Raw genomic sequence first — 23,515 nt, 5'->3', positions numbered from 1 at the left:
GACCGGCGCCAACGGTACCGTCTGCCACCGGGCAGAATGCACTGGTCTCACCCATTGGTCACGAAGAGAACAGGAGCCCCGCCGTTGACGAGCGCCACCGCACCCCGGCCGGCAGCCAAGAGCGTCCGGGACCGGCTGATCGACGCGGCTGAGGTGTGCCTGCGCAACAAGGGGATTCGGTCGACGACGGTGTCCGAGGTGGCCGAAGTTGCCGGGGTGTCGCGCGGGTGGTTGTACCGACACTTCCCCGACAAGAACGCGTTGCTCGGAGCGGCGATCGTGCGGCTCAACGAGGCCTACTGGTCCGATTCGCACGCGATGCTGGAACGCATCGAGGGGCTCGACGCACAGATCGCCGCGGGCATCCGGCACGGGCGTACCGCCTACGCCGATCCGGGCGCCATCCTGATGAAGCTTCGCATGGAGGAACCCGAGGAGTTCGCCGCGTGCGCAGGCGCAGGCGTCCAGGGTCTGGTGCCGGATCTGGGCGAATTCTGGTCGCGCTACCTCGTCGCCGCCGTGGATCGCGGCGAGATCCACGCGAAGACGAATGTCGCGGAAGCCTCGGAATGGGTTGCCCGCGCGCTGCTTTCACTGGCGACGGTGCCGGGGCACGAACTCGACCCCACCGATCACGACGCGGTGCTCGGCCACGTCCGCCGTTACGTCATGCCGGGGTTGCGCGAGGACCCGACCCAGGCCTAGAGACGCGAAAGGCCCCCGACGCCGGATGGGCGTGCGGGGGCCTTCGCGTCGAGCGGGTTAGTCCGACTCGGTCCCCGGCGTGTTCTTGGAGACCTGGACGAGGAACTCGTAGTTGTTCTTCGTCTTCCGGAGCTGGCTCATCAGCAGGTCGATCGCCTGGTGCGAGTCCAAGCCCGAGAGCACCCGGCGCAGCTTGTGCACCACGGCGAATTCGTCGGAGGACAGCAGCAGCTCGTCCTTGCGGGTGTTGGACGGGTTGACGTCCACCGCGGGGAAGACCCGGCGCTCGGCGATCTTGCGGTCGAGCTTGAGCTCGGCGTTGCCGGTGCCCTTGAACTCCTCGTAGATGACCGTGTCACCCATCGAGCCGGTCTCGACCAGCGCCGTGGCGATGATCGTCAGCGAGCCGCCGTTCTCGATGTTGCGGGCCGCGCCGAGGAAGCGCTTGGGCGGGTAGAGCGCCGTGGAGTCCACGCCACCGGAGAGGATCCGGCCGGAGGCAGGCGAGGCGTTGTTGTACGCACGGCCGAGTCGGGTGATGGAGTCGAGCAATACGACGACGTCCTTGCCCTGCTCGACGAGACGCTTGGCACGCTCGATGGCCAGCTCCGCGACGGCGGTGTGGTCTGACGGCGGCCGGTCGAAGGTCGAGGCGATGACCTCGCCCTTGACCGAACGCTGCATGTCGGTGACCTCTTCAGGTCGCTCGTCGACCAGCACCACCATCAGGTGGCACTCGGGATTGTTCACGGTGATCGCGTTGGCGATGCTTTGCAGCACCATCGTCTTACCGGCCTTGGGCGGGGAGACGATCAGGGCGCGCTGCCCCTTGCCGATCGGCATGATCAGGTCGATGACGCGGGTGGTCAGCAGTTCGGACTTCGTCTCGAGGCGCAGACGCTGATTCGGGTAGAGCGGCGTCAGCTTCTGGAACTCGGGACGGTTCCTGGCGTCCTCGACCGGTCCGCCGTTGACAGAGTCCAACCGCACCAGTGGGTTGAACTTCTGCCGCGGGTTCTGGCTGTTGTTGTTGCCGCCGCCCTCGCCCTCACGGGCCACGCGCACGGCGCCGGTGATCGCGTCACCGCGGCGCAGACCGTTCTTGCGGACCATGTTCATCGAGACGTAGACGTCGTTGGTGCCGGCCAGGTATCCGGAGGTGCGGACGAACGCGTAGTTGTCGAGCACGTCGAGGATGCCCGCCACGGGCTGGACGACGTCGTCCTCGCGCAGTTCGGTGTCGCGGTCGTTGTTGCCGCCGCCGCCCTGGCCGTCGCCACGCTCGCCGCGACGCCGGCGGTCACGGAACCGGCGACCGCGCCGGCCGCCCCGACCTTCGTCGTCGTCGTCATCGTTGTTGGCGTTGTTGTTCGCGTTGTTGTTGTTGTTGTTGGCGTTGCCGCTGTTGGCGTTGTTGTTGCCGTTGTTCGCGTTGTTGCCGCGGTTGTTGGCGTTGTTTCCGCCACCGTCGTTGCGGTTGTTCTGACGCTCGCCACCGCCGTCGTTGCGGTTGTTCTGACGCTCGCCACCACCGTCGTTGCGGTTGTTCTGACGCTCGCCGCCGTTCTGACGGTCGTTGGTGCGTGCGGGGGCCTCGGACTGCGCCGAGTCCTTGCGGTCGGTGTCGTCGGCGGTCTTGGCCGCCTTCTCGCCATTCTCGACGGCGGCCGGCTCCTGCGCGGCCTTCTGCTCGGGGGCGGCGGAGGCCTGGGGGGCCTCGGAGGACTTGGTCTCCTGCGTCTCGACCGCGGAAGTCGCCTCGGCGGCCTCGGTGGTCTCGGTGGCGGCACCGGCGCTGCGGGATGCACCGCGTCGTTCACGGCGGGCGCGGGCGGGTCGCTCGGTGGCGCCGGCGGCGGCTACGTCGATCGCCGGGGCGGCCGCGTCGGCGGCAGCGGCAGGTTCAGCGGCCGGCGCGGGGGCGGCCTTGGCGGCCGCACCGTTGGCGTCGCCGCGATGCTCGCGGATGGCGGCGATCAGCTCGCTCTTGCGCATGCCCGACGAACCCTTGATGCCGAGCTGGCCGGCGAGGGCACGAAGATCCGGAAGCACCATCGCGGTCAGGGCGGTGGGGCGGTCGCCCGAGGCGACCACGGTGGTCACCGCTGCCGGAGCAGCCGAAACCGCTTCCGTGGACGGTGAATTCGGGGGGCTCGGCAGGTCGACGCCGTCGTTGCTGTCTTCAGCCGTGATGAGGTCCGTATCAGACACGGATTTCCTTTCTTTCCCTCGCTGATCCGATTCTGCGAAGGTTCGTCGCATTCAGCTGATCCGCCGAATGCCGGCTACCGGATGCCTCGTGTCCCCTGATTGCCGGTGCGCAAACCATCGCGCGTGCAACGGTGATCGCCGGGATTCTCCGCCATGCGGGGAAACGTCAGCCACGAGAAGGATGGGTAGTCGTCCTAGTGTAGGCGCAGGCACAGAAGGTGCGATTGCTGGACGAGAGCGAGAATAACCCGCATCGTCGCTGGAAGCAAGAATCGCCGGTCGGTCCCGTGTGGCGCCTGTCGATCATTCGGTCGCGGTGGCGACGGGGACGTCGCGTTCGACTGCGTGGGCGGCCGCCCAGCGGACGCCCTGCCCTACCGCCATCTCCCCCACGGCGAACCCGTGGGCGAGGCCGTATTGGACGGCCTCGGCGGGCAGTTCCGGCTCCGTGCTGAATGCGATCACCGCAGGCCCGGCGCCAGAAAGCACCGCTGCCACTCCACAACGGCGCAGCACCGCGAGAAATTCCGCCGAGGCCGGCAATGCCGCGGCCCGCTGGGGTTGATGCAACCGGTCCTCGGTGGCAGCCATGAGCAGGTCGGGGCGTTCGGTCAGGGCCACCACCATGAGCGCAGCGCGGCTCAGGTTGAACCGAGCATCGGCGTGGCTGACGTGACCGGGCAGCACCGCTCGCGTCTCGGCCGTGGACGAGCGGATCTGTGGCACGGCGGGAAAGAGGTGGACGTCGGGATGCAGCCGTAGCCGCGCCGCGCCGTAGCGGGCGTGGGGACCGTCCCCCTCGGTCCACGACACGACGCCGCCACCGAGGACCGCCGCCGAGGCGTTGTCCGGGTGACCTTCGAATTCCGACGACAGCTGAACGAGATCGTCGTCCGACAAGATCGCCGAATCAGTCTGCGCCACAAGGCCGTTGGCCGCCGCGAGACCGCCGACCACGGCCGCGGCGGAGGATCCGAGCCCACGCGAATGCGGTATCGCGTTGCGAGACCGCACGATCAGGCCGTCGGCCCGCACGCCCGCCGCCTCCAGGCCACGCTCGACGGCGCGGACCACGAGGTGCGTGGCGTCCAGCGGTACCTGACCCTCGCCTTCGCCCTCGACCTCGACTCGAATTCCCGAACTCGTTGTCTCGACGTGTATTTCGTCGTACAGACTCAACGCGAGACCAAGGCTGTCGAAACCAGGGCCGAGGTTGGCGCTGGAGGCGGCCACCGTCGAGGTGGCCGCCAGTCCGGCGGAGAGTGTCTGCATCAGCGGAGCGCCATTCGGTTCAGGCCAGCCCGAGCTCGGCGGCCACCGCCACGGGGTCCACGGCGATCGCGGTGACCGGCGGCAACTCCTTGAGGGCCGTGTCGGGATCCTTGAGGCCGTTGCCGGTGACGGTGCACACCACGGTGGAACCCCGCTTCACCCAGCCGTCGTCGATCGACTTGAGCAACCCGGCGATACTCGCGGCCGAGGCGGGCTCCACGAACACTCCTTCGCTGCGCGCGACGAGGTGGTAGGCGGCGAGAATCTCCATGTCCGTCGCCGCCAGGAACCGGCCGTTGGACTGCTGCTGGGCCGCGACGGCGGAGTCCCACGACGCCGGGGATCCGATGCGGATGGCGGTGGCGATGGTCTCGGGCTTGAGAACCGGCTCGCCCGACACCAACGGTGCAGCGCCGGCAGCCTGCGTGCCCAACATCCGAGGCAACTTCTGCGCCAGCCCGTCGCGGTGGTACTCGGTGTAGCCCTTCCAGTACGCGGTGATGTTCCCGGCGTTGCCCACCGGGAGCGCGTGCACGTCGGGTGCCTCTCCGAGCGCGTCGACGATCTCGAAGGCCGCCGTCTTCTGACCCTCGATGCGATAGGGGTTGACGGAGTTGACCAACGACACCGCCGGGAAGTCGGCGGTCAACTTGCGCGCCAGCTCCAGGCAGTCGTCGAAGTTGCCGTCGACCTGAATGATCTTGGCGCCGTGCATGACCGCTTGCGCCAGCTTGCCCATCGCGATCTTGCCCTGCGGAATGAGCACCGCGCAGGTGATGCCGGCCCGGGCGGCGTACGCCGCCGCGGAGGCCGAGGTATTACCGGTCGAGGCGCAGAGCACCGCCTTCTGCCCGCGGGCCACCGCCTCGGTGACGGCCATCGTCATCCCGCGGTCCTTGAACGAACCGGTCGGGTTGAGTCCCTCGACCTTGAGGTAGACCGTGCACCCGGTCTCCTCGGACAGCCGCGTGGCGTCGATGAGCGGCGTGCCACCCTCGAGCAGGGTGATCGGCGTCCAGCCGGGCTCGACCGGAAGCCGGTCGCGGTAGGCGTTGATCAGCCCGGGCCACGGTCGATGCACGGGGACGTGCTGGTGGGTCATTCGTTGGTTCCTTCCAGCCGCAGCACGCTGTTGATGCTGGACACGACGTCGAGATCGGCGAGAGCCTCCACCGTCTCCGAGAGCGCCGCGTCGGTGGCACGGTGCGTCACGACCACGATGCGGGCCCCGCACCGCAGTCCCTCGTCGTCGACCATGCCTTCCTGACGGACCTCGGCGATGCTGACCTCGCGCTTGCCGAACTCGGCGGCGACGGAGGACAGCACACCCGGCCGATCGGCGACGTTCATGCTCACGTAGTAGCGGGTCGGGATGAAACCGATGGGCGCGATGGGCAATTCGGCGTACTTGCTCTCACGGGGACCGCGACCGCCCTGAACCCGGTTGCGGGCTGCCATGACGAGGTCACCCATCACCGCCGACGCAGTCGGCGCACCGCCGGCACCCTGGCCGTAGAACATCAGCCGACCGGCGGCCTCGGCCTCGACCACGACGGCGTTGAACGCTCCGTTGACCGATGCCAGCGGATGCTCCAGCGGCACCAGCGCGGGATACACCCGGGCCGACACGCGTTGCTGGCCTTCGTCGTTGATGATGCGCTCGCAGATGGCGAGCAACTTGATGGTGCAGCCCAACGCCTTCGCGGAGTCGAAGTCGGCGGAGCTGACCTTGGTGATGCCCTCGCGGTAGACGTCGTCGGCGGTGACCCGGGTGTGGAACGCAATCGAGGCGAGGATCGCGGCCTTGGCCGCCGCGTCGAAGCCCTCCACGTCGGCGGTCGGATCGGCCTCGGCGTACCCGAGCGCGCTCGCGTCGGCCAGCGCGGAGCCGTAGTCCGCACCGGTCTCGGCCATAGCCGAGAGGATGTAATTGGTGGTGCCGTTGACGATTCCGGCGACGCGCAGCACGGTGTCACCGGCCAGCGACTGGGTGAGCGGACGGATGACGGGGATGGCGCCGGCGACCGCCGCCTCGAAGTACAGGTCGGCGTGGGCGGCTTCGGCGGCCTGGGCCAGCTCGCCCGTCGACACTGCCATCAGGGCCTTGTTGGCGGTGACGACCGACTTGCCCCGCTCCAGCGCCGCGAGAATGGCCTTGCGCGCCGGCTCGACCGGCCCCATGAGTTCGACGACGACGTCTACGTCGTCGCGGGACACCAGGGCGTCGACGTCGTCGGTCAGCAGGCCGAGCGGGACTCCGCGGTCGTCGGCGACCCGGCGCACGCCGACTCCCCGAAGTTCCAGCGGCGCACCGATTCTGGCCGCAAGATCGGGAGCGCTGGCTTCGATGATGCGCACTACCTCGCTGCCGACGTTGCCCAGCCCCAGCACCGCCACGCCGACTGGCTTCACCGCGTTGTCGTTGACCATCAGTTGCCTACCTCCAAGCTCAAGAGATCCGCCACCGTCTCGCGGCGCAGAATCAAACGCGACACTCCGTCACGCACCGCCACCACGGCCGGACGGCCGAGCAGGTTGTACCGGCTCGACATCGAATAGCAATACGCCCCGGTGGCGGCGACCCCGATCAGGTCACCGGGCGCGACGTCGTCGGACACCCAGGTGTCGCGGACGACGATGTCACCGCTCTCGCAGTGCTTTCCGACGATGCGAGTCAGGACGGGTGCTCCGTCGCTGGCTCGCGACACCAGTCGGGCGTCGTATTCGGCCCCGTACAGGGAGGTCCGAATGTTGTCGCTCATGCCACCGTCGATGCTGACGTAGCGTCGATGGGCACTCTGACTGACGGCGACGTCCTTGACCGTGCCCACCTCGTAGAGGGTGACGGTGCCCGGACCGGCAATGGCGCGGCCCGGTTCGACGACGAGTTTGGGGGCGGGCAGCCCGACGGCCGCCGACTCGTCGACGACGATGGCACCGATCTTGGCGGCCAGGTCCTCCATGGGCGGCGGATCGTCCTGCGGCAGATACGAGATACCCAGTCCCCCACCGAGGTCGACGATCGACATCTGCGCGGTCTTCTCGACGCCAAACTCGGCGACCACGTCGGCGAGCAGGCCGATGACGCGGTGGGCGGCCAGTTCGAAGCCCGCGACGTCGAAGATCTGCGAGCCGATGTGGCTGTGCAGGCCGACGAGGCGCAGGTGGTCGGCGGCGAACACCCGCCGGATCGCCTCCATAGCCGCGCCGCTGGCCAGGGAGAGACCGAACTTCTGGTCCTCGTGGGCGGTGGAGATGAATTCGTGAGTGTGGGCCTCGACGCCGACGGTGACGCGGACCAGGACGTCTTGCACCACGCCGGCCTCTCCGGCGATCGCGTCGAGGCGGTCGATCTCGGTCAGCGAGTCCAGCACGACGTGGCCGACCCGGGCGTCGACGGCCATGGCGAGTTCGGCGACGGACTTGTTGTTGCCGTGCAGGGCAATGCGTTCCGGTGGGAAGTCGGCGTTCAACGCCACCGCCAGCTCGCCGCCGCTGCAGACGTCGAGCGACAGCCCTTCCTCGTCGACCCAGCGTGCGATCTCCGTGCAGAGGAAGGCCTTCGCGGCGTAGCGGACGTGTTCGCCGTCGCCGAAGGCCGACGCGATGTCGCGGCAGCGGGACCGGAAGTCGTCCTCGTCGACGACGAACAGCGGCGTCCCGTACTCCGCGGCCAGCCGGGTCACGGGCACCCCTGCGACGGTAACCTCGCCGCTGGGAGTGCGAACGGCGTTGCGCGGCCACACGTTCGGCGCCAGCGCCAGCAGCTCGTCGGAGTTCTGCGGGCAAGCGGGCGCCGTGCCTTGACGGGCGTCCTCGGCGTGACGGGGACCAGCGGGATGTGCCATTACATGCGCTCCGGGGCACTGACGCCCAGGATCTGCAGACCGTTGGCGATCACCTGGCGGGTGGCCTGACACAGGGCGAGCCGGGCGGCGTGCAGATCGGTCGGATCCTCGTCGCCCTGGGGCAGCACCCGGCACGAATCGTAGAACCGGTGGTAGTCCTGCGCGAGCTCCTCGAGATAGCGGCACACCCGATGCGGTTCGCGCAGCGAGGCCGCGGTCGCCAGCACGCGCGGGAAGTCGCCGATGCTGCGCATCAGCGTGCCCTCGCGGTCATGGGTGAGCAGTTCGAGGTGCTCGGTGCTGGCGGCGATGCCGAGGTCGGCGGCGCTGCGCGCCAACGCGGACAGCCGTGCGTGCGCGTATTGCACGTAGTAGACTGGGTTTTCGCTCGACGCGCTTGACCACAGGGCGAGGTCGATGTCGATCGGGCTGTCGACCGAACTGCGGATCAGCACGTATCTGGCGGCGTCGACGCCGATCGCGTCGACGAGGTCGTCGAGGGTGATGACGGTGCCTGCGCGCTTGCTCATCCTCATGGGCTGACCGTCGCGCACCAGGTTGACCATCTGTCCGATCAGCACCTCGACGGTGGCCGGGTCGTCGCCGAGGGCGGCCGCGGCGGCCTTGAGCCGGGCAATGTAGCCGTGATGGTCGGCACCGAGCATGTAGATGCACAGGTCGAAGCCGCGTTGCCGCTTGTCCAGGTAGTAGGCGAGGTCACCGGCGACGTAGGCCGGGTTGCCGTCGCTCTTGATCACGACGCGGTCCTTGTCGTCACCGAAGTCGGTGGTGCGCAACCACGTTGCGCCGTCCTTCTCGTAGATGTTGCCGGTCTCGCGAAGCTTGGCGATGGCCTGGTCCACCCGGCCGGAGGTGTGCATCGAGTCTTCATGGGTGTAGACGTCGAAGTCGGTGCCGAAATCGTGCAGCGACTTCTTGATGTGGTTGAACATCAATTCGACGCCGATGGCGCGGAAGGTCTCCAGGGTCTGCTCGGGAGGCCGGCTCAGCACGTCGGGTTGGGCGGCGACGACCTGCTGGGCGATCTCGGCGATGTAATTGCCCGCGTAGCCGTCCTCGGGGGTCGGCTCACCCTTCGCCGAGGCGATCAGCGATTTGGCGAATCGGTCGATCTGGGTGCCGTGGTCGTTGAAGTAGTACTCCCGCACGACCTCGGCGCCCTGGGTGGACAGCAGCCGCCCCAACGCGTCGCCTACCGCGGCCCAGCGGGTGCCGCCGATATGGATGGGCCCGGTGGGGTTCGCGGAGACGAACTCGAGGTTGACCTTCTCCCCGGCCAGCTCGGCCGAGTCGCCGTAGGCCGAGCCGGCGGCGATGACGTCGACGACCACCACGGCCTGGGCGGAGGCCTCGATGCGCAGGTTGACGAAGCCGGGGCCTGCGACGTCGGCGCCCGCGATGCCGTCGGTGCTCGCGAGCGCCTCGGCCAGCCAGCCGGCCAGCTCGCGGGGGTTGGCGCCGACCTTCTTGGCCACCTGAAGCGAGAGGTTGGTGGCGTAGTCGCCGTGCTCGGGATTGCGTGGCCGCTCGACGACCACCGTCTGCGGCAAGGCGGCAGTGTCGAGCCCACGCTCCGCGAGCACCGCGGCGGCGGTGGTCTTGAGCAGCTCGGCCAGATCGGCGGGGGTCACGGGGCATCATCCTATGGTCTGGGGTGGTCTGGCCCCGAATCGTTTACCGGCGGGCAGGAGCGCAGCGACCGGGGAATGTCACTGCAGGTGCACGGGCCACCCGGGCGGCGGTGGGGCCGTCAGGCATGCGTTAGGCTGTGCAAGCCCAATCGGCGCTGCAGTTCTTGCATGCGCCCCCGTAGCTCAGGGGATAGAGCGTCCGCCTCCGGAGCGGAAGGCCGCAGGTTCGAATCCTGCCGGGGGCACACATTTCATGACGTCTGACCTGGTCGGACTCGCAGCGGACTGTCGACCGCAGGATTCTGGAGTGGTCCGTGACCGACGGGTCAGCGTGCTTCGAGGCGAATCTTCCACACGCCTACCTTCATCCCGTTGCAGTCCCGGCAGATGCCCTCCACGACGCCCGATTCGGCCTCGTCGGCGACGGCGCGCGCAATACGTGCCACCTCGGCGCCGACGTGGCCGTCGAAAGCCGCATTGTCAGTGTCGATGGCCAAGGCCATGGAGAGCGACATCTGCCTGCAACTCCCTCCACGAATCGCCTACGTGGGTGTGAGCGCTACTCGCCCCACAGCGACGTTGGGTGAAGTATCACCGGCGATCCAGGCCGAGGGCGCTCGACACGCGATGCGCACCGTGTGACCTGCCGCAGAGTGCGCCAGTGGAGCGGCTGTGCCGACTACCCGTTGTCACGCCAGGCGAGTACTGCCTTCAGGGAGTCGAGGTCATAACCGTCGTCGGCGGTGAGCTCGGTCTGGAACAGCGTGACGCCCGCCTCACGGAAGGCATCGGCGCTCTCACCGTCTACCCACAGCGTCGAGCGTTCGATGTCGGCGCCGCTGCGGCCGAAACTCGCCGCCAACTCGTCGACGCGGTCGGATGACTTGCGGAAGCCGTCGAGCTCTTGGAACGCGTGCCAGATGTCGGCGTGCCGCGCGACGGCCGGTAGCGAGCGCTTGGGGCCGGTGCCGCCGATGAGGATCGGCAGCTTGCGGATCGGCGGCGGAATCAGCGCCGCGAGCCGGTTCTCGATGCGGACCAGGCTCTCGTCGAACAGGTCGAAGCGGGAACCGAAGGTGCCGAATTCGTAACCGTATGTGGTGTAGTCCTTTTCGTACCATCCCGCGCCGAGACCCAGGATGAGCCGTCCGCCGCTGATGTGGTCGACGGTGCGCGCCATGTCGGCGAGCAGGTCCGGATTGCGGTAGCCGACGCCGGTGACCAGCAGCCCGATCTCGGCGTGCGAGGTGATCTCCCCCCACGAGGCGAGCGCGGTCCACCCCTCGAAGTTGGCGACGTCGGCCTGCTCGTCGGACATGATCGGCTTGCCGTCGACGATGCCCTCGATCGCGGGCCGGTGGAAGTGGTCGTATCCGAAGATCACGTCGACGCCGAGGTCGTCGGCGGCCACGACGGCGTCGCGCCACGTGCGGTAGTCGGGCGCACCGCCGGGCTGAATTTGCACGGCAACGCGGATGGGACGAGTCATGAAGGCTCCTGACGCGGGGAGGGGGTGACTCCTTCAGCCAAGTTCACCGGGTACGCAATTTATTCCGCATGACCACCGATCGCTACATCCAGCCGCCGGACGCGTCCATGGTGGCGCCGGTGACGTAGGAGGCGTCGTCGGACAGTAGGAATGCCGCGATGGCGGCGATCTCGGCCGGCTCGGCCATCCTCCCGATCGCGTTCATCGACCGGATCACCGCGTCGGCGGGAACGTCGCGCAGGCTCTGCGGCGTGTAGCGCTCCCCCACCTCGGCAGCCATGTCCGTGGCGGTGCCGCCCGGCGCGATCGCGTTGATGGCAATGCCCCGCTCGGCGAGTTCGGGCGCGAGGTTCAGCACCATCGCCGACACCGCGGCCTTGCTGGCCGCGTACAGGGTGTGTTGGTAGACCCCGATGCGGGCGCTGACCGACGACGTCAACAGGATGCGTCCACCGTCCGTCATCGCCGCGGCCGCCGCCTGGGCGACGAACAGTTGACCCGCCACGTTGACGTGGAACACCTCGTCGAAGTCGTCGAGGGTGATCGACTCCAAGGGACCGAAGTGCTCGACGCCCGCATTGCTGGCCACGACGTCCAGGCCGCCAAACTCCGAAACCACTTGCGCCACCATCTTCTTCGTCTGGGCTGGATCACCGACGTCGGCCTGGACGGCGAAGGCGCGGCCGCCGCCCCGACTCAGTTCGTCGACGAGCGCGGTGGCCGAGGCCGAGTCGGCGACGTAGTTCACCGCGACGTCCGCTCCTCTCGCCGCCAGTTCTCGAGCGATGGCGGCGCCAATGCCGCGGCTACCTCCGGTCACCAGTGCTCGCTTGCCGGTCAGTGTGGTCGCCTTGGACATGTCCTTCTCCTCCTATTTCGTTGCTGCAGTGACGATGTGGCCGCTGCGCGTGACCACGTGGTGCTCTGAGTGCGCGTCGACCGGCCGCGCGGATACGCGCGCGGCCAGCCAGTCGGCCATCTCCGAGCGAAAGAACGGCCCGAGTGCCGCCGCGGGGCCTTGTAGCGAGTGGCGGCACCCTTCGTACATCAGCGTCGACGCCGGGGCGGGACAGCGGCTCGCCAGGTCGTAAACCCATGTGGATGAACACAACTCGTCGTCCAGCCCGCCGAGCACGAACCACGGAGCGGACATCTGCGTGATTTGGTCGCGCAGGTCGTAGCCGGTGACGAGCTGGTCGAAGGCGACTTCGTCCCGCTCCAGGCCGGCCATCCACATGTGCCGGGACTTGTACGAGGGTGCCGCGACGTCGAAGATGGTGCGGCCCGCAGGTTCCAAGCACTGCAGCGCGACCGCGCAGCCGCGCAACCGCGGCGTGTTCGCGGCGACCGACGTCATGAAGTAGCTGCCAAAGCTCACCCCGGTGACCACCGCCCGGTCCCCGTCGAGGTCGGCCCTGGTGTCGGCCCACGCCAGGACCGCGTCGCCCACGGTGGTCCACGCCTCCGGGCTGGTGTAGATGCCACGCAGCACGGCCTCGGACTGGCCGGGCCCGTCGAGGGCGAGGACCGCCATGCCGTGGGCCAGGAACTCGTCGCCCACCCGGTTGACCAGACTCTCCTTGCCGCCGTCCATGCCGCTGACCGCGATGGCAATCGGCAGCCGACCGTCGTGATCACCCGCCGGCAGGTGCAACCAGCCCGGCAGCGCGCCGTCGCCGAACGGGACGTCGACGCGCTCGACGTGGTGGGAGGCGACACTCGCCCATCGGGCGAACGCCGCGGTCTTGCGCTCGTGCAACTCGACCAGCTCCGGCGTGGTGTCCCACAGCGGGTAGGCGGCCAGGAGCCAGAGCTGCGCAGCGGCGAACCAGTGCGACCCGGCCGACGTTGCGTCGCCGCGGTCCTCCAGCCGCTCCGCGAGGCGCTCGTGCCGCTCGGCGTGAAACCTGCTCAGCGAGGTGAGGTCGGCCAAGCTGTGCGTCGTCGACCGCAGGATCGCGATGTCGGCGGCCGAGCTCTCGTCGCGCACCGGCCCCAACGAGTACGCCAGGCGGTTCTGGTCGAACTCGATGCCTGCGGTCTTGATCTGCTGGTCGAACAGCCAGCCGTGGTCGCGCCATCGCTGGCTTCGAAGCGCCGTGGTCATGTCGTCTCTCCTGTCATCGCCGGATGCCGATGACTCCATCTCGCCACGGAACCGTCATCGAGTCCAACGAACGTTTCGAATGCCTGCGATCGATTTCTCCGATACCTTTGGGCTCGTGGACGTGCGCGAGCTCCAGTACTTCGTCGCCGTGGCCGAGGCGCGCAACTTCACCAAGGGTGCGAGCCGGGTCGACGTGGTGCAGTCCACGGTGTCGGCCGCGGTCAGCCGCCTCGAGCGCGAGGTCGGCCAGCCCCTCTTCGTTCGCGGCGGCCGGACCGCGGAACTGACCGAGGCCGGCCGGGTACTGCTGCGCCATGCGCGGACCGTGACCGCCCAACTGCGGGTCGCCCACGAGGAGTTGGCCAACCTCCAGGGAGACGTGACCGGAACGGTCACGCTCGGAACGGTGCTCTCGACCGGCGACCTCGACCTCACCGCCACCCTCGTGACGTTTCGTCAGCGGTACCCGAATGTCGAAGTGCGCGTGCGGCTTACCCCCGGCAACGACGGTCAGCATGCCGAGGCCATTGCCGAAGGACTCGTCGACCTCGCGCTCCTGCCGCATGACGGAGAGCGCCCCGGCGTCAAAAGCACGCCCGTCGGCCACGTACAACTGGGCCTGGCAACCACGGTGGACGATCCTCTGGCCGCGGCCGAGAACGTCGGCTACGACGCCGTGTCCACGCGGGCCTTCGTCGACTTTCCGACCGACTGGGGCAACCGACGAGTGGTGGACGCGATGTTTCGGTCAGCCGGCGTTCAACGACGAATCAGCGTGGAAGTCAACGACGTCGACACCGCGGTCCGCTTCACCGCCGCCGGGATCGGGCTGTGTTTCCTGCCGACGACGGTCATCGGCGCCGCGCCGAGGCTCGCCCTCGTCGACTTGGCCCAGCCGCCGCCCCGCCACGTCTTGGGCGTGATGGTCGCAGCCGACCGCCCCGCTTCCCCGGCGACTCAGGCGCTGCATCGAGCCCTGGTGAACGGTCGTCACCGCCACTGAGGTCAGCGTTGCCGGATCGCCAGCCCAAACCGAACCTCACATAATTGATGTTTTGATGTGATGTTCGGTGATAGATTCGCAGGAACGCACGCGAATGAGGGGGGGGGGGGATGGCGATGGCGCAGTCGCCGCGGATCAGCGGTCACGTCCACCGCCGCTCCGAGATCGTGGCGTTCGTGACCTCCCGTGGCGGCGCCCGCATCGACGAGCTCGCCGACCGGTTCGGCGTGAGCACCATGACCATTCACCGCGATCTCGACCAACTCGACGCCCAGGGCATGCTGCGCAAGGTGCGCTCCGGCGCGGAGGCCCCGCCCAGTGAGGCATTCGAGCGCAGCGTCGAGATGCGGCGCGGGCTCAACGTCGCCGAGAAGGAGGCGGTGGCCCGGGCCGGCTACCAGTGGGCGGTCGGACGGGTCGACATGCAGGCCGTCGCGGTCGACGACAGCACCACGGCACTGCGCATATTGCCCGCCCTTCGCGCGCACCTGCCGCTGACCGTGGTGACGAACTTCCTGCCCGCCATCAACGAATTGGCGACCGACCCGGATGTTCGGCTCAACGCCGTCGGCGGCGACTACGTGGCGGACTTCTCGTCATTCGTCGGCCCGCAGTCGGTCCGGACGTTGCGCGACATGCACTACGACGTCCTGTTCATGTCGGTGCCCGCCGTGTCCCGCGGTATGTGCTTCCATCCGTCAAGTGCCGCAGCAGATCTGAAGCGCGCCTTCATCGAGAGCGCCGAGTTGAGCGTCCTGCTCGTCGACCACACCAAGTTCACTCGACGCGCCGTTCACCGCATCTGTGACGTGGAGGAGTTCGACGCCGTCGTCGTCGACGACGGTCTCGAACCCGACGCCGTGCAGCGACTGGAGGACGCCGGCGCGAACGTCGTGGTCGCCGTCAGATCGAGTACGGCAACGCCATCCGAGGAGGTGCTGCCGTGAACTCCCCACTGGTCATCGCCGTCGACTGCTCGACGACGGCAGCCAAGGCCATCGTCGTCGACCGCACCGGCCGCGAGGTCGGGGCTGGCTCCTACGCCCTCGACACCGCGACCCCCGCCCCACACTGGTTCGAGCAGCACGCACCCGACTGGTGGACGGCCACCGATCACGCGGTGCGACGAGCCCTCGCCGACGTCGACGACCTGGCGTCGGTCGCCGCCATCTGCGTGACCCATCAGCGCGAGAGCTTCGTCTGCCTCGACAGCGACGACGAGCCGGTACGACCGGCCATGCTCTGGATGGACGGCCGCGCGCACGCCGAAGCGCGGCGTTACGGCACAGACCGCGTCGAACTGCTGTGCGGCAAGCCCGCCGACATCACCCCCGGGCTCTACAAGCTGCTGTGGTTGCGCGACCACGAGCCCGAAACACTCTCCCGCAGCGCGCACATCGCCGACGTGCACACCTATCTGGTGCACGCCATGACCGGTCGTTGGACGTCGAGCACCGCCTCGGTCGACCCCCTGGCGCTGGTGGACCAGGCCACCGGTGACTACTCCGAGGAATTGCTCGAGCTGGCCGGGGTGCGCCGCGACCAACTGCCCGATCTGGTGCCCACCGGCACACCGCTCGGGCCGCTGCGCGCCGAGGTCGCCGACGGGTGGGGTCTGGGTCCCGACGTCGCGGTGATCGCCGGCACCGGGGACGGCCAGACGGCTGGCCTTGGCCTCGGCGTGACGGATCCGGGCAGCGCCTACCTCGTGCTGGGCACCGCCGTGGTGATCGGCAGCGAGACCACCGCGTACCTTCCGGCGCGGGCGTACCGGTCGATGATCTCGGCGATGCCGGGGCAGACCACCGTCGAGACGTTCAGCTCGTCGGGCACGTATCTCTCGACGTGGTTCCGCCAACGGTTCGGCGATCCGGACTTGGGCGGCGCGCCGGATCCGGCGCTCGAGCGCGACGCCGCCGAACTCCCGATCGGCAGCGAGCGCCTGCTGACCCTGCCGTACTGGAACGCCGCGCAAACGCCACACTGGGACAGCCAGGCCTCCGGGGTGACGGTGGGCTGGCAGGGTTGTCACACCCGCGCGCACTTCTACCGTTCACTGCTCGAAGGCATCGCGTTCGAATTGCGCTCGCAGCTCGACGGTTTGGAGGCCGCCCGCGGAGAACGCGTCGAGGTGCTGCGTGCGATGGGCGGCGGGGCGCGCAGCGCGCTGTGGACGCAGATCCTCGCCGACGTCTTCGACCGACCGTTGGAGGTGCGCGCCGCCGGCGAAGTCAGTGCCCTCGGCGCGGCCGCCATCGCGCTGACCGCGATCGGCGAGTACGCCTCGCTGCCCGAGGCCGCGGCTGCACTGGCCAGCACCGACGCCGTCGTCGAACCGCGGCCGTGGGCAGCCAAGGCCTATGCCGACCTGCGGACGGTCTACACCCGCCTCTACTCCACCACCAGAGACCTGCTTCACGACCTGCACGACCTATCGCTAGGAGACCAACGATGAGAGCGGCCATGTTCTACGGGCCAGGCGAATTGCGGCTGGAGGACGTCGCGTCCACCGAGCCCGCACCGGGTGAGGTGCTGGTGGAGGTCCGCGCCGCCGCGACGTGCGGCACCGACCTCAAGTCGTTCCGGCGCGGGCACCCGAAGCTCTTCCCCACGCTGCCAGCCCGTTTCGGCCACGAGTTCGCCGGCGTCATCACCGCCGTCGGGGACGGCGTCGACCAGTTCGCCGTGGGCGACCGCGTCACCGCGGCCAACACCGTGCCATGCGGGTACTGCTGGGCGTGCATCCGCAATCGCGAGAGTTTGTGCGAGAACCTCGAATTCCTCAACGGCGCCTTCGCCGAGGAGGTGGTGATTCCCGCCGCGATCGTCGCCCGCAACACCTACAAGCTGCCCGACGACCTCGACTTCGCCGACGCCGCCCCGTTGGAACCTCTGGCCACCGTCGTGCACGGAATGGCCGAGACCGGCATCGAATTGGGTGACACCGTGGTGGTCCACGGGGCCGGGCCCATCGGCCTGATGTTCGCGCGCCTCGCCACGCTGCGCGGGGCGAACGTCATCTCCGTCGACCAGTCCCCGTGGCGGCTCGAACAGGCGAAGCTCGCCGGCGCGGTGGACGTCGTCGACCTGTCCGACACCGGCGACTTCGAAGACCGCGTCGCGCTCATCAAGTCGCGCACGCCACACGGACGCGGCGCCGACGTCGGCATCGAAGCCGTTGGCCTGCCGCAGGTCTGGGAGCAGACCGTCCGCACATTGCGGCCCGGTGCCACCGCGGTGCTGTTCGGCGGCACTCCCAAGGGCGCACCGTTCTCGGTCGACTCCAGCGCGATGCACTACGAGGAGTACACGCTCAAGGGCGTCTTCCACCACACGCCGAACTACGTGCGCACCGCCGTCGAACTGTTGGCCAGCCGCAAGGTCGACGGGTCGATGCTGGTCACCGAACGCCGCCCGCTCGACCAACTGGTGCCGAGCCTGGAAGACATGGCGGCAGGCCGCGGTTCGAAGTACATCCTCGAACCATGAGCCTCCGTCTGGAATCCGAGCGCAGGCAGGTCGTGGAATCCTGCCTGTCGTTGAGCCGCTCCGGTCTGGTGGTCGGCACCGCGGGCAACGTCTCGATCCGGGTCGACGACCTGGTCGTGATCTCACCCAGCGGCGTCGACTACGAGGCGATGGCGCCCGGTGACGTCGGCATCCACGACCTCGACGGCCGGCCGGTCGACGCGGTCCTGGAACCGTCCAGTGAGCTCGCGCTGCACCTGGCCGTGTACCGCGAGTCGAGCCACACCGCCGTGGTGCACACGCATGGCCCGGCGTCGACGGCGCTGTCCACCGTCGTCGACGAAGTGCCTGCCTCGCACTACTATTCGGCTCTCTTCGGGGGCGCGGTCCGAGTGGCGCCGTACGCCACGTTCGGCACCCCCCAGCTGGCCGACAACGTCGTCGCGGCCTTGCGCGACCGGACGGCCGCGCTGATGGGCAACCACGGCGCCGTCCTCGTCGGAGCGGCGCTGCCCAAGGTGCTGAGCATGGTGGCCTACCTGGAGTACGTGTGCGACGTCCAGCTGCGCGCGATGGCCAGCGGCGCCCCGGTGCGGGTGCTCTCCGCAGAGGAGATCACCGAGGTCGGCCGCCGGCTCTCGGGTTACGGGCAGCAGTCGGCGTCCACTTAGATCGGAGCGAGCGCCCGTAGCCGCGCGTGCGTACCCGAGTACGGATCCGATTGCGGCAGTAGCGACTTCGCGATCTTGGTCACCGCGCTGTAGTTGACGTCGACGACGTTGGCCAGCGGGGACTGACACAGCTGGCTGCACACCTGGTAGGCATCCATCGGGCCCAGACCGTACAACTCGGTCAGCCACCGCACCATCTCCACCTGCGAACAGCGCCACGCGTCCTCCAGCGGCCGTGCGGAGCCGACGGTCAGCAGGGCGTCGTCGTGTTCGAGCCGGGGCCAGGCGGGCGCGCCGCCCTTGATCAAGTCGACGACGATCGTCACGTTCATCGCGCCCTCGAGCGCGGTGCCACACGTCTCGCCCTCGCCCTGGCGGTAGTGCCCGTCCCCGACGGAGAACAACGCACCGTCGACGTTGACGCCGAGATAGACCGTGGTTCCGGTCCGCAACTCCGGGGTGTCCATGTTGCCGCCGAAGTAGTCCGGCACCAACGTCGTGCGCACCTCGCGCAGCGCCGGTGCGACGCCGACGGTACCCAGCATCGGCGCCAGCGGCATCGTCATGGTGAAGTCGGTCTCGTGGCCGACGAACGTGGCGTGCCCCGCCGCCCGGTCGACCTGATAGATCCACGTCAACTCGGGCAGCGGCGGTTGCAGGCCGGCGGTCCGGTCGGTTCCGGTCAGGGCGCCGAAGAGCGGAATGGTGGTCGACGCCGCCCAGTCTCGCGCGGGCTCCAACGCCACCACGTGCAGTGCCAGGGTGTCGCCCGGCTCGGCGCCGGTGACGTAGAACGGACCGGTCTGGGGGTTGAGCTCCTTGGGGTTGAGCACCTCGCTGGGCTTGTCGGCGCTCGAGGTGACGCGACCGGCGAACGCGTCCTCGGTCCACAGCCTGAGCACCGTGCCCGGCGCCACCTCCATGACCGGCTCGGCTCCCCCGAACGTCCAGACGTACTGCTCGGGGGTCGGCGCGAACTCAACGGTCGCCATGCAGTGCTCCTGCCAACGGTCGAGCCGCACCCAGGCGCACCGCGCGGGGCAGCATCACCACGAAGCCCGAGGCGATGACGAACCACAGGATGGCCTGGGCCAGCAGGGAGTCGATTCTGAACTCGCTCAACACCTCTGCGGGAAATCCCGCGAACACGATGTCGCCCCCGGGCCCGGTCATGGGTCCTGGCACCTCGTGGAAGGAGGGCATCAGCATGACGACCGTCGCCGTGGCCGCGAGGTAGCCCACCGTCGCGAGGATCCCGGACGTCCAGCCCCCGACTCTTGGCACCAGTCGCAAGCCGACGGCGACGGCGACCGTCGCCAGCGTCACGGACGCCACGACGACGGTCAAATACGCGCTGGTGCGGTCCCCGATGGTGTCCTCGAGGCCGACGCCGGGCGGATTGGGCGGGTAGGCCAGTGCCGGGACAAGCGTGGTCGACACGAAGGCGACGGCCGCGAGCAGAACCGCCGCCGCTCGGGGGTCGACCGCCACACCGCGCCGACGCAGCGCAGCCAGGAGGACGCTGAAGGCCACCGCGAACAGCGCCCCCATCACCAATCCGAAGACCAGGGTGCCCACCCCGGCGCCGACGTTCTCCTGCAGCGCCCTCGTGAAGACCTCGTGTTCGTGACCGTGTTCACCGGTCAGCGACGACTCGGCATGGGCACGACCCTCCTCGTAGCCGATGGCCTCCTCGATCAGCGGCGAGATCTCCAGGCGTGCGTAGCCGAACGAGGCCAGCCCCGCGATCAGGCCCGATCCCACCCCGAAACCGATGTACTTCTTCTCCATGTCGAATCCCGTTCAGTGGCAGGGGAAACCCAGCAGGTGCCGGGCGTCGTGGACGAACTCGTGCACGTGGGTGTCCGCGCCGAACACCGACACCGCACCCTGGTCGTAGCCCAAGAAGTAATAGGCGATCAAGGCGAGCACCGTCGTCCCGGTCAGCCACAGCGCCGTGCCGACCACCGTGCCGTCCGGGGTCTCGATGGCGTCGCTCCAGCGCGCCGCCGACTCGTGGGAAGCAGTCATCTCCGGTCCTCCTGAGTGAGATAGTTCCATCGCGCAACTATTGCGCGTAGCGGTGAGTCTTGGCCAGGCGGCGGTCCGCGTCAACCCCGGCGGTACGTCGGACGCCGTCCGAAACTCGTTCTTAACAAAGGGCGTTGGCTGCTGTAAATCCTGCGTTACGGCCTGGTCGTAGCGATTGCGAAGTGCGGCACGAGTGGGTTTAGTTGCTCATTGGAAGTATTTCCAGCCATAACTAACGATCGGAGACCACCGATATGCACGGTCCACACGACGTCGGAGGCCGCGACGGTCTCGGACCCATCGCCACCGAGTTCCTCGAACCCGGCATCCCCGACTGGCGCTACCCGTTCGAGGGTCGGATGCACGCGGTCACCGCGATGGCCATCGCCAAGGGCGCGTTCAACCTCGACGAGCAGCGCCACGGCATCGAGCTGATGCGGTGGAGTGACTACACCGACTCCACCTACTACGCGCACTGGCTGTTCTCGGTGGAGAAGCTGCTCAACGACAAGGGGTACATCTCTCACGACGAGATCGACAAGCGGATGGTCGAACTCGGCGCACCGAGCATGACGCCGCACCCCGAGAAGCCGGCGACGCTGTCCCCCTTCGCCGAGAAGATGGTCGACGTGCTGTGGAAGGGCACTCCCCACGATCTGCCCGCCGAGGCGCCGCCCGTCTACGACGTGGGCGCCACCGTGCGGGTGAAGAACATCCACGAGTCCAGCCACAACCGGCTGCCCGGGTACCTCAACCGCGCCAGCGGCGTGATCGCCAAGCAGTACGGCGCCTTCCACGACCCGGCGGCCAGTGCGCACCAGCAGACCGACGTGCCACACCAGCTCTACATGGTGCGGTTCACCTCGACCGAACTGTGGGGCGACGCCGCCCCCGAGGAATTCGACCTGTACGCCGACCTGTTCGAGGACTACCTCGAACCCACCACGTAGTCCCACACGACGAGAACGAGGAGATGAGACGATGGACTGGCTTTCACTAAGCGACGTCGAAGCTCGGGTGAACGCACTCGAGTCGCTGATGGTCGAGAAGGGCCTTGCCGAACACGAGGCCGTCGACGCGGTGGTCGCGTCATTCGAGAACGACATGGGGCCCGTCAACGGCGCCAAGGTCGTCGCCAGGGCGTGGACCGACCCGCAATACAAGGAATGGCTGCTGCGCGACGCCACCGCCGCCATCGCCGACATGGGATTCACCGGACTGCAGACCGAGCACATGGTGGCCGTCGAGAACACCGCGGAACGACACAACGTCGTCGTCTGCACGCTGTGCTCGTGCTACCCCTGGACACTTCTCGGCATCCCGCCGGCATGGTTCAAGTACCCCCAGTACCGCGCCAGGGTGGTGAAGGAACCCCGAAGCGTCCTGGCCGAATTCGGTGTCGACTTGCCCGAGGACGTCAAGGTCGACGTCTGGGACAGCAGCGCCGAGATTCGATACCTGGTGATCCCCCGTCGCCCCGAGGGCACCGACGGCTTGAGCGTCGACGACCTCCTCCCGATGATCAGCCGCGACTCGATGGTCGGCACCGCGCTGGTCGGGACGGGGTCCTAGATGACCACGGCCACGGTTGACCTCACCGGGTTCGACGACTGGCAGGGCGCCTCGGCCCTTCCGAGATCGAACGGCGAACTGGTCTTCGACGCCCCCTGGCAGGGACGCCTGTTCGGACTCGTCGTGCACCTCTGCAAGGCCGGCGCCTTCGAATGGGACGAGTTCAAGGAACACCTGATCGCGGTGATCGACGAGTCGGGTGTGACCGACGTGTGCGATCCGGCGGTGTACTACCGCCAATTCGGGGAGGCGTTCTGCCGGCTCGCGGCGACCAAGGAGTTCTTCGACGCGACGGCTCTCGACGAGCGGACCGCCGCCGAGGCGGCGTTGCTCGCGCACGACGACCACGATCACGACCACCCGCATCACCACTAGGAGCCCCGACATGAGCAAGGCCACCGCGCTTTCCCTCAGCGTCGGATTGTTCGGCGCCCTGTCCACGTGGCTGACCGCGACGGTCTGGCCGCTTCCTGTATGGGTGCTGTTCCTGGCATGGGCGTCGTTCTTCTTCGTCGGGTCTGGCCCCGCGGGCCTGGTGAAGTCCGTCGCCTGCAACTGGGCGGGCATCGCCATCGCCACGTGCACGTTGCTGGCCGCCAGCGCCACTTCCAGCGCCGTCCTGCTGGCCGTCGCGGTCGGAATAGGCAGCCTGACAATGGTTCAGGTGTCCCGGCTCCCGTGGCTGTCGGCCACCCCGGCGATCGTGTTCGGCTTCGCGATGACCGTCGGCACGATCGCCGCCACCGGACACGGCATCCTGACCACGGGGGTGTCGCACCCGGCGTTGATCGCCGCCGCCACCGCCTTGGTGGGTGCATGCTTCGGGATCGCGTCGGAGTGGGGAGCCTCGGTGATCGCCAGACTGGCGGGCGTCCGCGCCGTCGAGTCGGGGCAACCCGCGTGAGTTCGGCATCCGGCGACGACGCCGGATATGCTGGCCGGAAACACAATTGGCAATGACGACGAGCGTGTCGAGAGGAGGGGCCGTGCCCACCACCACGAGTCTGGACAGCGTCTCCGAGGTCTTGTTCCGGGTGGGCCGCTGGTGGACTGAGGCATTGTCGACCGGGCTACTGGACGCCGAGGTGAACGGCATCGAGGGGTGGCGGGTGCTCGGGGCGCTGCGCGACGGCAACGGGCTCCCGATGAGTGACATCGCCACGGCAATGTCGGTGGCGCCGCCGACGCTGACGCGAATCGTGGACAAGTTGGTCGACGGTGGATTGGTCGTCCGGCGCGTCGACGCGACGGACCGGCGACGCGTGCTCGTGTACCTGTCGGCGAAGGGTAAGACCAAGGTGCGCAAGCTCCTACGGCAAGAGGCATCCCTTCGGAGCGCACTGGTCGACGAGTTCGGCGAGGACACCGCCGCTGCGCTGCTCGCGACGTTGGCCAGACTCTCGGAATTGCCGGTTCCCGGTCGCTAACACCCACGACATGCCGTGGTAACTCTCGGCGGTCACGATCCATGGGGCGCACGAGCGGA

At 68.4% G+C, this 23,515-nt stretch carries 24 protein-coding genes and 1 tRNA gene; 12 read left to right on the top strand and 13 right to left on the bottom strand.

Translation table 11 applies throughout. The features are described from left to right. Window positions 1–84: 84 nt before the first annotated feature. Window positions 85–705, top strand: coding sequence for a TetR/AcrR family transcriptional regulator (locus H7K45_RS05270; protein ID WP_263994710.1), 621 nt, complete (start codon window positions 85–87; stop codon window positions 703–705). Between the two features lie 57 nt (window positions 706–762). Here the strand turns inward: H7K45_RS05270 and rho are convergent, their stop codons facing one another. From rho to argS, 6 genes are all read right to left on the bottom strand, one after another. Continuing rightward, window positions 763–2,916, bottom strand: a complete 2,154-nt coding sequence (gene rho / locus H7K45_RS05265; protein ID WP_263994709.1) for a transcription termination factor Rho — start codon at window positions 2,914–2,916, stop codon at window positions 763–765. A 303-nt stretch (window positions 2,917–3,219) separates the two neighbouring features. Continuing rightward, window positions 3,220–4,191 carry a homoserine kinase gene (gene thrB / locus H7K45_RS05260; protein ID WP_263994749.1) on the bottom strand — a complete coding sequence of 324 codons (972 nt, stop codon included), beginning with the start codon at window positions 4,189–4,191 and terminating at the stop codon, window positions 3,220–3,222. Between the two features lie 16 nt (window positions 4,192–4,207). Further along, a complete protein-coding gene (gene thrC / locus H7K45_RS05255) occupies window positions 4,208–5,290 on the bottom strand; it encodes a threonine synthase (RefSeq protein ID WP_263994708.1) in 1,083 nt (360 codons plus the stop codon). Next, window positions 5,287–6,618 (bottom strand): homoserine dehydrogenase, encoded by a 1,332-nt coding sequence (locus H7K45_RS05250; RefSeq protein ID WP_263994707.1) that lies wholly within the window; start codon window positions 6,616–6,618, stop codon window positions 5,287–5,289. Before H7K45_RS05250 ends, thrC begins: the two co-directional genes overlap by 4 nt. Continuing rightward, window positions 6,618–8,036, bottom strand: coding sequence for a diaminopimelate decarboxylase (lysA, locus tag H7K45_RS05245; protein WP_263994706.1), 1,419 nt, complete (start codon window positions 8,034–8,036; stop codon window positions 6,618–6,620). The genes H7K45_RS05250 and lysA overlap by 1 nt, the downstream gene beginning before the upstream one ends. After that, entirely contained in the window at window positions 8,036–9,688 is a 1,653-nt protein-coding gene (gene argS / locus H7K45_RS05240; protein WP_263994705.1) for an arginine--tRNA ligase, read from the bottom strand. Before argS ends, lysA begins: the two co-directional genes overlap by 1 nt. Before the next feature lie 172 nt (window positions 9,689–9,860). Here argS and H7K45_RS05235 point away from each other — a divergent pair. Then, a tRNA-Arg gene (locus H7K45_RS05235) sits at window positions 9,861–9,933 on the top strand. 81 nt (window positions 9,934–10,014) lie between these two features. On the opposite strand, the gene H7K45_RS05230 is transcribed toward H7K45_RS05235, so the two are convergent. The 4 genes from H7K45_RS05230 to H7K45_RS05215 all read right to left on the bottom strand — a co-directional run bounded on the left by H7K45_RS05230 (window position 10,015) and on the right by H7K45_RS05215 (window position 13,284). Further along, entirely contained in the window at window positions 10,015–10,191 is a 177-nt protein-coding gene (locus H7K45_RS05230) for a hypothetical protein (RefSeq protein WP_263994704.1), read from the bottom strand. A 176-nt stretch (window positions 10,192–10,367) separates the two neighbouring features. Then, window positions 10,368–11,177 carry an LLM class F420-dependent oxidoreductase gene (locus H7K45_RS05225; protein ID WP_263994703.1) on the bottom strand — a complete coding sequence of 270 codons (810 nt, stop codon included), beginning with the start codon at window positions 11,175–11,177 and terminating at the stop codon, window positions 10,368–10,370. An 82-nt stretch (window positions 11,178–11,259) separates the two neighbouring features. Continuing rightward, a complete protein-coding gene (locus tag H7K45_RS05220) occupies window positions 11,260–12,036 on the bottom strand; it encodes an SDR family NAD(P)-dependent oxidoreductase (RefSeq protein ID WP_263994702.1) in 777 nt (258 codons plus the stop codon). 12 nt (window positions 12,037–12,048) lie between these two features. Then, the gene (locus H7K45_RS05215) at window positions 12,049–13,284 is read right to left on the bottom strand and encodes an alpha/beta hydrolase family protein (RefSeq protein ID WP_263994701.1); all 1,236 of its coding nucleotides are present in this window, start codon (window positions 13,282–13,284) and stop codon (window positions 12,049–12,051) included. Window positions 13,285–13,399: 115 nt separating this feature from the next. Between H7K45_RS05215 and H7K45_RS05210 the strand changes: the two genes are divergently transcribed. The 5 genes from H7K45_RS05210 to H7K45_RS05190 all read left to right on the top strand — a co-directional run bounded on the left by H7K45_RS05210 (window position 13,400) and on the right by H7K45_RS05190 (window position 18,426). Continuing rightward, window positions 13,400–14,287, top strand: coding sequence for a LysR family transcriptional regulator (locus tag H7K45_RS05210; protein ID WP_263994700.1), 888 nt, complete (start codon window positions 13,400–13,402; stop codon window positions 14,285–14,287). A 116-nt stretch (window positions 14,288–14,403) separates the two neighbouring features. Beyond that, a complete protein-coding gene (locus H7K45_RS05205; protein ID WP_263994699.1) occupies window positions 14,404–15,234 on the top strand; it encodes a DeoR/GlpR family DNA-binding transcription regulator in 831 nt (276 codons plus the stop codon). Beyond that, window positions 15,231–16,742, top strand: a complete 1,512-nt coding sequence (locus H7K45_RS05200) for a xylulokinase (protein ID WP_263994698.1) — start codon at window positions 15,231–15,233, stop codon at window positions 16,740–16,742. The genes H7K45_RS05205 and H7K45_RS05200 overlap by 4 nt, the downstream gene beginning before the upstream one ends. Continuing rightward, a complete protein-coding gene (locus H7K45_RS05195; RefSeq protein ID WP_263994697.1) occupies window positions 16,739–17,776 on the top strand; it encodes a zinc-dependent alcohol dehydrogenase in 1,038 nt (345 codons plus the stop codon). Before H7K45_RS05200 ends, H7K45_RS05195 begins: the two co-directional genes overlap by 4 nt. Further along, entirely contained in the window at window positions 17,773–18,426 is a 654-nt protein-coding gene (locus H7K45_RS05190; protein ID WP_263994696.1) for a class II aldolase/adducin family protein, read from the top strand. The genes H7K45_RS05195 and H7K45_RS05190 overlap by 4 nt, the downstream gene beginning before the upstream one ends. Here the strand turns inward: H7K45_RS05190 and H7K45_RS05185 are convergent. The 3 genes from H7K45_RS05185 to H7K45_RS05175 are packed head-to-tail and all read right to left on the bottom strand — an operon-like array spanning window position 18,423 to window position 20,457. Then, a complete protein-coding gene (locus H7K45_RS05185; RefSeq protein WP_263994695.1) occupies window positions 18,423–19,418 on the bottom strand; it encodes an acetamidase/formamidase family protein in 996 nt (331 codons plus the stop codon). The genes H7K45_RS05190 and H7K45_RS05185 overlap by 4 nt on opposite strands. After that, window positions 19,405–20,217, bottom strand: a complete 813-nt coding sequence (locus H7K45_RS05180; protein WP_263994694.1) for a CbtA family protein — start codon at window positions 20,215–20,217, stop codon at window positions 19,405–19,407. The genes H7K45_RS05185 and H7K45_RS05180 overlap by 14 nt, the downstream gene beginning before the upstream one ends. Before the next feature lie 12 nt (window positions 20,218–20,229). Next, window positions 20,230–20,457 carry a CbtB domain-containing protein gene (locus tag H7K45_RS05175; RefSeq protein ID WP_263994693.1) on the bottom strand — a complete coding sequence of 76 codons (228 nt, stop codon included), beginning with the start codon at window positions 20,455–20,457 and terminating at the stop codon, window positions 20,230–20,232. 254 nt (window positions 20,458–20,711) lie between these two features. Between H7K45_RS05175 and nthB the strand changes: the two genes are divergently transcribed. The 5 genes from nthB (at window position 20,712) to H7K45_RS05150 (ending at window position 23,456) form a co-directional block, all read left to right on the top strand. Then, window positions 20,712–21,407 (top strand): nitrile hydratase subunit beta, encoded by a 696-nt coding sequence (gene nthB, locus H7K45_RS05170; RefSeq protein ID WP_263994692.1) that lies wholly within the window; start codon window positions 20,712–20,714, stop codon window positions 21,405–21,407. A gap of 31 nt (window positions 21,408–21,438) precedes the next feature. Beyond that, window positions 21,439–22,029, top strand: coding sequence for a nitrile hydratase subunit alpha (gene nthA / locus H7K45_RS05165; RefSeq protein WP_263994691.1), 591 nt, complete (start codon window positions 21,439–21,441; stop codon window positions 22,027–22,029). Beyond that, complete coding sequence (locus tag H7K45_RS05160) at window positions 22,030–22,404, top strand: nitrile hydratase accessory protein (RefSeq protein WP_263994690.1); 375 nt, start codon at window positions 22,030–22,032, stop codon at window positions 22,402–22,404. It abuts the gene before it with no gap. Window positions 22,405–22,414: 10 nt separating this feature from the next. Continuing rightward, window positions 22,415–22,933 (top strand): DUF1097 domain-containing protein, encoded by a 519-nt coding sequence (locus H7K45_RS05155; RefSeq protein ID WP_263994689.1) that lies wholly within the window; start codon window positions 22,415–22,417, stop codon window positions 22,931–22,933. A gap of 82 nt (window positions 22,934–23,015) precedes the next feature. Next, complete coding sequence (locus tag H7K45_RS05150; protein WP_263994688.1) at window positions 23,016–23,456, top strand: MarR family winged helix-turn-helix transcriptional regulator; 441 nt, start codon at window positions 23,016–23,018, stop codon at window positions 23,454–23,456. The last annotated feature ends 59 nt before the right edge of the window (window positions 23,457–23,515 follow it).

The sequence above is a fragment of the Mycobacterium yunnanensis genome (assembly GCF_025823185.1).
Lineage (GTDB): Bacteria > Actinomycetota > Actinomycetes > Mycobacteriales > Mycobacteriaceae > Mycobacterium > Mycobacterium yunnanensis.
The sequence above is the reverse complement of the archived record's forward strand: the minus strand, read 5'-3'. Positions and strand labels throughout refer to the sequence as shown.